The organism is Nostoc sp. MG11 (assembly GCF_014904695.1).
In the GTDB taxonomy this organism is placed as follows: domain Bacteria; phylum Cyanobacteriota; class Cyanobacteriia; order Cyanobacteriales; family Nostocaceae; genus Komarekiella.
The window spans coordinates 94627-105790 of record NZ_JACXXN010000006.1 but is presented as its reverse complement, the minus strand read 5'-3'; the positions used below and the strand labels follow the sequence as shown (position 1 = coordinate 105790).

The following is an 11164-nucleotide window of genomic DNA, read 5'->3' as shown; positions in this document are numbered from 1 at the left end:
GATTTCCCCTAAGTATGTGAATAAGAACACTAAAAATCTTTTTAGTAGTAGACCCTAATCACTGCGGAGAATGGAAGACTGCACAATCGCCTGTGCATCTAATACCAATAATATTTCTTTCTGTTGCACAACACAGCCACGTAAATAAGGAACTAAACTAGATGCAACCTGTCCCACAGGAGAATGAACATCATCAGATAAGAACTTAGTTGTACCTTTGATTTCTTGCACAACTAAGCCCAACAGCAGCGATTCCACTCTGATAACAATTGCATTGTACTGCCGTAGTCTATTATCTAGGGATTGTAAATTTAGCATTCTTGGCAGATCAATTACCCAAATTATCCGACTCCGCCAATTCATTAATCCTAGTATACAGGCGGGCATATTTGGCATCGAGGTTACAGACTCAACAGGCACAATAATCGCTTCTTGCGTATACTTCATCGATAAAACAGCAGCAGTCTGCTGATTTAGTTGAAACTTCAGATAGCCATCTCCCGAATTATTGTAGGTTTGTTTCGAGGAAAGTGTAATTTTTGAACTAGTCATTGATTCAAATTACCACTGATTTAATAGTATGCAGGAGATGGTCACGAGTGTAAGGTTTTGTTATATAAGCATCAGCACCTTGTTTCATCGCCCAAAATCGGTCAATCTCCTGATTTTTAGAACTGCAAATCACAATCGGCACTTTTTCAGTAATTGGGTTTCTTCTCAAAGAGCGACACAATTCAAATCCACTCATTTCAGGCATAACCACATCGGTAACAATCACATCGGGCTTTTGTGACGCAGCTTTTTCTAAAGCTTCTTTTGCACCAGTAGCTTTAATTACGTTGTAACCACTCTCTTTGAGATAATGGCTCATTAGTTCCAATTCGCTGGGAGAATCTTCTACAATTAGAATTGTGCCAAGTAAAATCAGGCTCACTACTAAATCTCCTAAAAACTAACTTAAAACTATTAAATTTGATTATTTTTATTTACTATTACTACTAAATTAACCAATGTATTTAAAAACCATTTTTAGTAAATCTGATTGTGTAAAAGGTTTAGTCAAATAGCCTGATGATCTGACCATTTTGGCTTTTGCCCTGTCGATAAATCCTGTTCTGCCAGTCACCATAATAATGGGCGTATTTTTAAAAGCTGAATGTTTTCGTAATAATGAACATAGCTCATATCCATCTAAACTTGGCATTTCCACATCTAGTAAAATCAGGTCTGGTTTACTCCGAAGAATTTGCATTAAAGCTTTCACTGGATCATTGATCATCACAACCGAGAATGTGTTTTCATCCAAAAAATGTTTGATAGAATTCAAGACTGTTTGGCTATCATCAATGCAGGCAATTGTATAGAGGGTCTTGCCAATAGATGATTGAGTAGTTTTATTATTCTTATTATCAGGAAGATCAAAATTAATTTTTTTAGGCAATTGTTGCCCAAGTTTTATTTGCAGTTGTGGCTGAACTTGAGGCGGCTGCGTTGTAGGCGAAACTTGGGAACTCCCAGCCGCAGGAATTGATGACTGGATATTTTGCCGAGTTCGTAGCTGCTTTTGACAATGTTCAACTAGTAGCCGCAAATCTAGGCGACAGAACTTTGGTAGTTCATTCAAGGAGTCTTCAGGATTAAATTCATAGCTCCCTTCTTTTAAGCACAGAAATGACTCCAGCACTTCTTTCGCCAATTCATCTATCAGGTTTCCTGCTTGCACAGAGGTGATGTAATTCTGATTAACTAACCAAGAAATAGCTTGATAATCTGCATTCACTATCGATTGATTTTCATTCTGATTTTCAAACCTCAGCCGCATCTGCACGCGAGTAGCGCTGTTGAGAGCGGGAATTTGCTGGCTCAAGCGTCGCAAGTGACTATCAAGCCGCTCAAACAGTTTATCTGAATAGGAGGCATAAGTAAGTTTACCGTCCTCTAGATAGATTGACCAAGAAACTGTCCCGGTAAATACCCGTAAACAACCTGTAGCATGTCGGCTGGTTAATTGTGCCAACAGAGATAGCGGATGTAGTTTCTGGAACAACCTGTAGCTACCTATAGGAGTTGTGCTCATTTTACTTCAGCTAAATTCGATATGTGTAAGCTTAATTCGTGCAGTAGCTTTCTTCCACAATTAAAATTAAATATGAAGTTAAATTTTCGTATCATAAACATACAGAAGTTCATATCCAGTTTTGTGGTAAGAGTCCACAGCAGAATTATTTTCAGATTTTCAAATCTCAGTAAACTCATAAGTTGCTGTTATTTTACTTACCACTACTGAGATTAATAAACACGTTTAGAGAATAATGCACAAAAATGTCAAGACTAGATGAAGCCACTTTCCATTGAGTGACCCCTATCTGACTACAGGAATAATACTGATTTTATTGACATTAATATAGTTAAGTCCCAGTATTTACTCGTAAGCGAATACTAGGACTTAATTCAGATAAACTTTCAGACAATCTAAGTAAAATTATTTAGAATATATGAATTTTGATAATAAATTTCTTCAGTTTTGACTGTTGTTACTGTCTATTTTAGTTCTGTCAAGGTGATAATCTCTACAATTTTGATGAAGTCAGTCATTATTGATTAGTACTATTTGATACAAGGTATAATTTGTATTTATTTAAATCAAGAGGTTTGCAAATATAATTCAAAGCTAGTATTGCTTTTACCGTTTATGCGGGCAATTTTCCTAGTATATTACCGTAATTAAATTAAGACTATTTATACTTTTAACAAATGTTCAGTGTTACTGAGATTGACATTTTGCGTTTTCAGCATCTTTGTATATTTTATTTAATTGAGTACTGAGATTTAAAAGCATTGGGCATCGCTTCATCTCGATGTATTGTGACACTAGGTCGCACAAAACATTAGACCAATCTAAATTATGCCCGTTTGTAACATCAATTTGGATACGTAAATTCTAAATTTTCTACGCCCAGTTAGGATATGGCAATCTCTCAAAAGTGCGGATGAAAGGACTTGAACCTTCACTCCTTTCGGAACTAGAACCTAAATCTAGCGCGTCTGCCAATTCCGCCACATCCGCATCAGTTTACTATAGTACCATAAAAAATTGTTTATGGGAATAGGTATTAGGGAATGGGGAAGAAACCCCATGCCCAATGCCAAGGCCCCATGCTTACATAACTGCAACACGAGGCAGACGATGCTTGAAACCACAAAGAATTTCCCAAGAAATAGTATTTAATTGTTCAGCCCAATCGTCCGCTGAGATTTGTTCGTTTCCCTGTTCTCCCAGTAAAGTGACAACTTCTCCTTCTTGGACGTTGGGTATGGCACTTACATCCAGCATCAGCTGATCCATTGTAATTGTCCCGATCTGTGACACTCGTTGACCACGAATTAACACCTGCATTTTATTGGAAAGGTTTCGAGGGACACCATCAGCATAACCAATTCCCACGACGGCGAGGCGAAGTTCACGCGGGGCAATAAATTGATGGTTATAGCTGACACCGGTTCCTGGGGAAATTGTTTTTACTTGAGTGATTCGCGCATTAAGTTGTAAAACTGGCTTCAGGTCGATCACATTTTGTAAATGAGGTGCTGGGTAGAGTCCGTAAATCGCTAAACCTGCTCTGATAATATCGTAGTGCAATGTTCGATCTGTGAGAGCTGCCGCTGAGTTTGCCAAGTGCAAACAGGGTGGTTGTATTCCCATTGCCTTGATGTGAGCGATCGCTTCCTCAAATCGGCTATGCTGTTCTTTCATGACTGTGGTGTCAAAACTATCGGCTGTTGCCAAATGAGAATAGACGCTGGCAATAGAAAGATGTGGTAACCGTTGCACCAACTGCACAAACTCACCCGCTTCTTGCCAGTTAGTTCCCAACCTAGACATTCCCGTGTCTAATTTAATATGTACAGGTACGGGTGAATCATAGTTCATCTCTTCTAGGATGTTGGAAAATACCAAAGCTTGTTTGGGGCTGCACAATGTTGGCTGAAGTTTCCAGTGAGCGATCGCATGAATTTGCTCTGGTGTATGGGTTGCCCCTAAAATCAAAATTGGAGCTTTAATCCCGCCTTCTCGCAATTGAATAGCCTCTGGAACTGTAGCCACTCCTAACAAACTTGCTCCAGATTGTAGTACTGTCTGGGCAACTGTTACGGCTCCATGCCCATAGGCATCAGCTTTCACCACTGCCATTAGCTGAGTCCGCGGCGATAAAAACTGTACTAGCTGCTGTACATTGTACGACAACGCCCCCAAATCAATTTCTACCCAAGCTCGTTGTGAGAACCACGCATAAGTGTCGCATTGCTGATTAGAAACTACACCAGGGGTTTGCTTGCGGCTTAACATTTTCACTAACTCCTATCACACCACTGCTAAACATCCAGAATATCTATTGACGCTCTGAGAAGCGATATCAGATTAAACAGGAAGTTTACCGTTCATCCGGGAATTGATACAAGATGCTTATAGCGGTTTTTAGTTACTTGCAATGCACTTTCCCTTGGATAGTCAGAAGTCAGGTTGGCTCCTAGTATTCCCGGATAGTAGCAACTGCTGTCCATAATTATTCCTCTACGAATATTTCCTGACTCACTGCTACAAACCCCCTGGACAACGAGTAGAATCGGAATTGCAATCCGATATTCAAATCTCATCCCTTTGTGGATAAGTTCTCCTGACTCTTATCTCTTGTCTCCCAAATTTAATTCTTGAATTATCTCGGAAGTATAATTTATTCTTCTCTCTCTGGCAGAGTATATTTGTGTTAATATATGTAAAACTAATACCCTGAGCGCAGATCAATGGGGAAGGTTTTAGTCTTAAACGCTTCTTACGAACCGCTCAACATAACGAGCTGGCGTCGCGCTACGGTTCTGTTAATCAAGGGCAAAGCAGAACGCGTGGAACATAACGGTAAATTCCTGTACTCGGATTTCCCGCTGCCAACTGTGATCCGTTTGCGTCACTATGTGCGCGTTCCCTATAAGGAAATTCCCCTGACCCGCCGAAATATACTGCACCGTGACGGTCACACGTGTCAATATTGCGGTTACACAGGGGATGAATTGACCCTAGACCATGTGATACCGCGATCGCGCGGCGGGGGTGACACTTGGGAGAACATTGTTACAGCTTGTGTCCGTTGCAATGTTAAAAAAGGCAACCGCACGCCCCACGAAGCCCATATGCCTTTGCGTCATCCCCCCCGTCAACCTTACAGCAGCCTCTATTTCGAGGTTAGTAAACATCTCAAGAGTGGACTGCACCAAGAATGGCAAAAGTATGTTATTGGTCTTTGACATGAAGCAATTTAGCCCCAGAAGCGCAGAAGAATAGTCATCTGTTGATCTCTTTGCTTGTTTGTTGCCATAGCTGTCTATCCTTTTGGAGGGCAGCTAAACTTTTACTGAATGCATTTGACCTTGATCGCTTGTTCCCTGCGTAAGAATTGTCTGAGGCTTGTGAGGTAAGTTTTCAGGCATTAGGAGATAAAGTAATTTGCACAAATTTCAGCGATCAAGGTAACAGCCTATTATTTTACCTCATGAAAGTGAAAAATAACTGAAATGCGCTTTAATTTATTCAAAATGATGTAGATACGAAAAAAGCGTATTTCGTTAAAAACAATTGTTAATTGCTCATTAATCACAAGGATGAGAATATTGACATAATAAAAGGCTGTCAAATAAAAAATTGAGTACAAAGTGCGAGGTGGTTAGTATACCTTAAGTGAGATAAATTTTGAGGTTAGCGAGCAACTTTAAACAAAAATTCAGTTTATTCAAACTATAGAAGAGAAAAAAATTTGTGTTCCAGATACAGTCAGAGATATACGAAGTCATTATTTGTAGAACTGACATACGTTCTGGATGGATTTAGTTGATTGATAAGTGTGGTAGCACTGCTACTAACAAAAAATATACTTAGGTATATAGTGCAATGATTTTATATTTTTGCGAAAATTATAATATATGACTAAATCAGTAAATTGTTAATTTTAGTATTTTTTAATGAATCAACGGAGCCTTACACTTCAAACAACGTTTCCTATGTACTTGAATTCTCCTGTTACTCAGTTTGATAGTTTTTCATTAACCACAGAGCCAAACTCAGATGAACCTGAAATAGAGAAACCAGTGGAACTTCCACTTACCCGCCCGTCTTTACCGTTATCGACAGGTGAAGGTGGCACTTATCCAGCGCAGCGTGGTAATTCTCTGGCAAATCAGAAATCAGAAGAACTGCAAAAAACCCTCTTGGCGCACCGACACGATCGCCAATTGGTAATCCTGCAAGATTTCCCTGATCCAGATGCTCTATCCTCTGCTTGGACTTATCAGTTAATTGCTCAGCAATACGATATCAAATGTGAAATCATTTATGCAGGCGCTTTAAGCCACCAAGAGAATATTGCCTTGGTGAGACTGACTAATTTGCCTGTTCAACGCTGGACACTGCAAACCTTGAAAAGTAAAGATTTGTCATCTTATCAAGGTTTTGTACTAATTGATAATCAGGGAACTACTTCTCAGCTATTATCAGCGGTACAGCAGGCTGGAATTCCTTTAGTAGCGCTGATCGACCATCACAGCTTACAGGGAGAACTCAACTCAGAGTTTGAGGATGTTCGTCCTTATGTACGAGCCACAGCAACAATTTTTACTCAATACTTACAATCGGGATTACTGGCTCTAGATAGCAGCATAAATCAACATGTCAAATGTGCTACTGCCTTGATGCATGGCTTGCGATCAGATACAAATCGGCTAATGCAAGCGCAAGAAGAGGATTTTATGGCAGCTGCATATCTAAGTCGATTTTATGACGCCCAACTGCTCAACGCGATTTTACAAGCAAATCGTTCCAAGCGGGTAATGGATGTGATCGAGCGATCGCTTAAAAATCGCATCGTCCAAAATAACTTTTCTATTGCTGGTGTGGGTTACTTACGCTACGACGACAGAGACGCCATTCCACAAGCTGCTGATTTTCTCGTCACCGAAGAAAACGTCCACACTGCTGTAGTTTACGGCATTGTTCACGATGAAGATGAAGAACTGGAAATAGTCATCGGCTCCTTAAGAACCACCAAACTCACCCTTGACCCTGATGAATTCATCAAAGAAGCCTTTGGCCAAGATAGCACTGGGCGCTTTTTTGGCGGTGGACGGACAAGCGCAGGTGGCTTTGAAATCCCAATGGGCTTCTTATCTGGCAGTAATGAAAATTCTGCTTATGCGAAAATGAAATGGGAAGTCTTTGACGCTCAAATTAAGCAAAAGCTGCTGAGGTTAGTAAATCCCAAAGACAACCCAATTCAGTCGGAGTAGAGGGACAAGGAGATATTGATACTGGTCGCGGTGTTCTTGAAGCAGCAACCTGTTTGCAAAATTTGAAAGCCAGTTCTGCCTTGGCAATTAGCATAGTCACACAAATGGAACTAATGATTGGTTGTGCTAACAAAGCAGAACTACAAATACTAGAAAATTTCCTCAAGCACTTTTACATCATCAAGATTGACCAGGCTGTGTCAGACAGAGCAGTTGATTTATTGCGGTCTTATCGCTTAAGTCATGGCTTGCTCATTGCTGATAGTCTCATTGCAGCTACAGCAATAGTGTGCAATTACCCGTTCATTACAAAAAAGCAACGGGATTACAGGTTTATTCAAGGTTTAAACCTATTGCCATATTCATAACACTTAAAACACCCAATACTGTGCTGCACCGAACGGATGCAGATCAACGAATACGTAATGATGATTAGGGTTAGGATATGTTAATTCACATCAAGCATAACTACTAACTCAGCACGCGCTACGCCACGCTGCGATCGCAAAATTCAGAGTATGGAACTTTACTTAATTCGTCATGGCATCGCCGAAGACAGACAAGCTGGTATCAAGGATGAACAGCGAAGTCTGACCAAAGAAGGGTTACAAAAAACCGAGAAAGTTGCCCAGCGAATGAAAAAACTGGGTTTGCAATTTGATTTGATTGTCACTAGTCCTCTAGTACGTGCTCACCAAACTGCTGAAATTCTTATAGCACAAAGACTCAGTTCCGAGTTAGAGGAATCGACTCACCTTGCCCCTGATGGGCAAATTTCCGGTTGGTTGGCTGACTGGCTAGAACCCAGAAATTTTTCCCAAAATACCCAACTTGCTTTAGTAGGACATGAACCTTGTTTGAGCAATTGGGCGGAAATTCTTCTTTGGGGGGAGGTCAAGGCCAGTCTAGTCTTGAAAAAAGCAGGTATGATTGGGATAAAACTACCAGAAACAGGCTCGGTTTTGGGTCGTAGTCAGATGTTCTGGTTGACACCACCCAAGTACCTGCTGTAACAGTTTTTCAACCTTTCTCTAAGGATTGTTGTTAGCTCGGCTACTGTTATGGCAAAAATAATTTTCTGGTAAATTAGCTAGTCGGATATTTCACAAAGCAAATGGTGTTGCCATGATGGTGTGCGAATACAAGCCTGGTCTAGAAGGCATTCCCGCCGCTCAATCGAGTATTAGCTATGTTGATGGGCAAAAGGGAATACTAGAATATCGTGGCATTCGGATTGAGGAACTAGCAGAAAAAAGTACATTCCTGGAAACTGCTTATCTCTTAATCTGGGGCGAACTGCCAAGCAAGGAAGAACTGGAAGCATTTGAGCATGAAGTTCGTTACCACAGGCGGATAAAATACCGCATTCGGGACATGATGAAATGCTTTCCAGAAAGCGGTCATCCAATGGATGCCTTACAAGCTTCTGCTGCCGCTTTAGGCTTATTTTATTCGCTCCGGGATTTACATAATCCTGCCTACATTCGAGATTCGGTGGTTCGCTTGATAGCAACCATTCCCACAATGGTGGCGGCCTTCCAGTTGATGCGAAAAGGCAATGACCCCGTACGTCCCCGTGATGACTTAGACTACTCCGCCAACTTCCTATACATGCTCAATGAGCAAGAACCCGACCCCTTGGCAGCACGGATTTTTGACATTTGTTTGATACTTCATGTCGAACACACGATGAACGCTTCCACCTTCAGCGCTAGGGTGACAGCTTCCACTTTGACTGACCCCTACGCTGTCGTTGCTAGTGCAGTGGGAACTTTGGGAGGGCCCCTGCATGGTGGAGCCAATGAAGAAGTAATTCAGATGTTGGAAAACATTGGCTCTGTAGAGAATGTGCGTCCCTACATCCAAGATTGTCTGGAACGCAAAGCTAAGATTATGGGCTTCGGACATCGTGTCTACAAAGTAAAAGACCCACGAGCCACGATTTTGCAAAAATTGGCAGAACAGTTGTTTGAGAAATTTGGGCACGACAAGTTCTATGACATTGCCCAAGAGATGGAACGAGTGGTAGAGGAAAAACTCGCCTCCAAAGGGATTTATCCCAATGTTGACTTTTACTCTGGTTTGGTGTATAGAAAAATGGGGATTCCCACAGACTTGTTTACACCAATATTTGCGATCGCCCGTGTTGCAGGTTGGCTAGCCCACTGGAAAGAACAACTAGCAGAAAACCGAATTTTCCGTCCTACACAGATTTACAACGGTCGGCACGAAATTCCTTATACACCAATTGAGCAACGTTAACTAGCAGTTTGATTGCCATTCATACTAACCTCAGTTCACAGGAAGCACAAAAATCAAAAGCAGATAACCGTTACTGAAATGGCAGCGGAAGTTTTGTGTTGACATGCTAAGGGAATGAAAAGATGAAAAGAGGGGGAGACAAGAGTAATTGTTCACTCACTCCCCCTACTCCTCCTCAAAATAAACGGCTTTGTTCGCTAATCTCAATGCCAACCATAAGTAGAAGTTCTCATATCGCTTCAGGGTGGTCAAACCATCCAAGGATATACTAGGCATGGGAATTAGCAACAAATCTTCAATCAAGTATCGTCTGAGCAGAGATTATAAATCGGTGAATTTACAGGTATTAATTGAACTAATAGTTGTAACTCACCATGACTCGATGACTTAAAGAGCGGAAACATGAACTCAGGAATTGACCTCCAAGGAACTTTTATTGAATCCCTCAAGGATTTAGGAATACCAGCAGGAACAGCCAAAGCGATTTGGATGCCACTGCCAATGATACTGATGCTAATTGGAGCAACAGTAGGGGTTTTGGTCGCCACTTGGCTAGAGCGAAAAATTTCCGCCGCCGCGCAGCAACGGATTGGCCCAGAATACCAGGGGCCTTTTGGGTTGTTGGTGCCTGTAGCGGATGGTCTAAAGTTGGTCTTTAAAGAAGATATAGTTCCAGCCAAATCAGACCCCTGGCTATTTACCCTCGGCCCAATTATTGTTGTGATTCCGGTGTTTCTGTCGTTTCTGATTATACCCTTTGGACAGAATATCGTAATTAGCAATGTGGGCATGGGTGTGTTTTTGTGGATTGCCTTGTCTAGCATTCAACCTATTGGCTTATTGATGGCTGGCTATGCATCTAATAACAAATACTCCCTTTTAGGAGGCTTACGAGCAGCAGCACAGTCGATTAGTTATGAAATTCCTTTGGCGCTGGCGGTACTTGCGATCGCTATGATGTCTAACAGCCTCAGCACCGTTGACATTGTTAATCAACAATCAGGCTACGGTATCCTAGGCTGGAACATTTGGCGTCAACCAGCCGGGTTCGTGATTTTTTGGATAGCAGTCTTAGCTGAATGCGAACGATTGCCTTTTGACCTACCGGAAGCAGAAGAAGAACTGGTAGCAGGCTATCAGACTGAATACGCTGGGATGAAATTCGGTCTATTCTACCTAGGTTCCTACGTTAACTTGATACTTTCTTCCCTATTGGTAGCAGTTTTGTACCTAGGCGGTTGGGACTTTCCCATTCCCCTCAACCTCATAGCTAGTTGGCTGGGAATCAGTGAAGCAAATCCCGTATTGCAGATAGTCACTGCTTCTTTGGGTATTACCATGACCGTACTCAAAGCCTATTTACTGGTATTTGTCGCCATCTTGTTGCGCTGGACAGTGCCACGGGTGCGGATTGATCAATTGTTAGATTTAGGATGGAAGTTTTTGTTGCCTGTTGGTTTAGCTAATCTCCTATTAACAGCAGCTCTGAAACTAGCCTTTCCTTTCGCCTTCGGCGGATAGTTATTAGTCATTAGTCATTAATCATTTGCAAAGGACAAAGGATAAATGA

The 11164-nt window shown here is 41.4% G+C and carries 11 protein-coding genes and 1 tRNA gene; 6 read left to right on the top strand and 6 right to left on the bottom strand.

Annotated features, from left to right (window positions below):
• Positions 1-54: 54 nt before the first annotated feature.
• The 6 genes from HCR01_RS11470 to HCR01_RS11445 all read right to left on the bottom strand — a co-directional run bounded on the left by HCR01_RS11470 (position 55) and on the right by HCR01_RS11445 (position 4656).
• Positions 55-552, bottom strand: a complete 498-nt coding sequence (locus HCR01_RS11470; protein WP_193196325.1) for a chemotaxis protein CheW — start codon at positions 550-552, stop codon at positions 55-57.
• 4 nt (positions 553-556) lie between these two features.
• The gene (locus tag HCR01_RS11465) at positions 557-934 is read right to left on the bottom strand and encodes a response regulator (protein ID WP_191757881.1); all 378 of its coding nucleotides are present in this window, start codon (positions 932-934) and stop codon (positions 557-559) included.
• 69 nt (positions 935-1003) lie between these two features.
• Positions 1004-2077: a response regulator gene (locus tag HCR01_RS11460; protein WP_193196324.1), complete on the bottom strand. Its 1074-nt coding sequence runs from the start codon at positions 2075-2077 to the stop codon at positions 1004-1006.
• Positions 2078-2985: 908 nt separating this feature from the next.
• Positions 2986-3067: transfer RNA gene (locus HCR01_RS11455), tRNA-Leu, on the bottom strand.
• A gap of 93 nt (positions 3068-3160) precedes the next feature.
• The gene (gene alr, locus HCR01_RS11450; protein WP_193196323.1) at positions 3161-4348 is read right to left on the bottom strand and encodes an alanine racemase; all 1188 of its coding nucleotides are present in this window, start codon (positions 4346-4348) and stop codon (positions 3161-3163) included.
• 92 nt (positions 4349-4440) lie between these two features.
• Positions 4441-4656 carry a hypothetical protein gene (locus HCR01_RS11445; protein ID WP_193196322.1) on the bottom strand — a complete coding sequence of 72 codons (216 nt, stop codon included), beginning with the start codon at positions 4654-4656 and terminating at the stop codon, positions 4441-4443.
• 147 nt (positions 4657-4803) lie between these two features.
• On the opposite strand from HCR01_RS11445, the gene HCR01_RS11440 reads away from it, so the two are divergent.
• From HCR01_RS11440 to nuoH, 6 genes are all read left to right on the top strand, one after another.
• Positions 4804-5301, top strand: coding sequence for an HNH endonuclease (locus HCR01_RS11440; protein ID WP_162396860.1), 498 nt, complete (start codon positions 4804-4806; stop codon positions 5299-5301).
• A gap of 750 nt (positions 5302-6051) precedes the next feature.
• Entirely contained in the window at positions 6052-7332 is a 1281-nt protein-coding gene (locus HCR01_RS11435; RefSeq protein WP_193196321.1) for a DHH family phosphoesterase, read from the top strand.
• 53 nt (positions 7333-7385) lie between these two features.
• On the top strand, positions 7386-7700 hold the full coding sequence (locus HCR01_RS11430) for a type II toxin-antitoxin system VapC family toxin (RefSeq protein ID WP_226889270.1): 315 nt from the start codon (positions 7386-7388) through the stop codon (positions 7698-7700).
• Positions 7701-7850: 150 nt separating this feature from the next.
• Entirely contained in the window at positions 7851-8345 is a 495-nt protein-coding gene (gene sixA, locus HCR01_RS11425; RefSeq protein WP_193196320.1) for a phosphohistidine phosphatase SixA, read from the top strand.
• Positions 8346-8457: 112 nt separating this feature from the next.
• On the top strand, positions 8458-9594 hold the full coding sequence (locus HCR01_RS11420; RefSeq protein WP_193196319.1) for a citrate synthase: 1137 nt from the start codon (positions 8458-8460) through the stop codon (positions 9592-9594).
• A gap of 402 nt (positions 9595-9996) precedes the next feature.
• Positions 9997-11115: an NADH-quinone oxidoreductase subunit NuoH gene (gene nuoH, locus HCR01_RS11415; protein WP_193196318.1), complete on the top strand. Its 1119-nt coding sequence runs from the start codon at positions 9997-9999 to the stop codon at positions 11113-11115.
• The last annotated feature ends 49 nt before the right edge of the window (positions 11116-11164 follow it).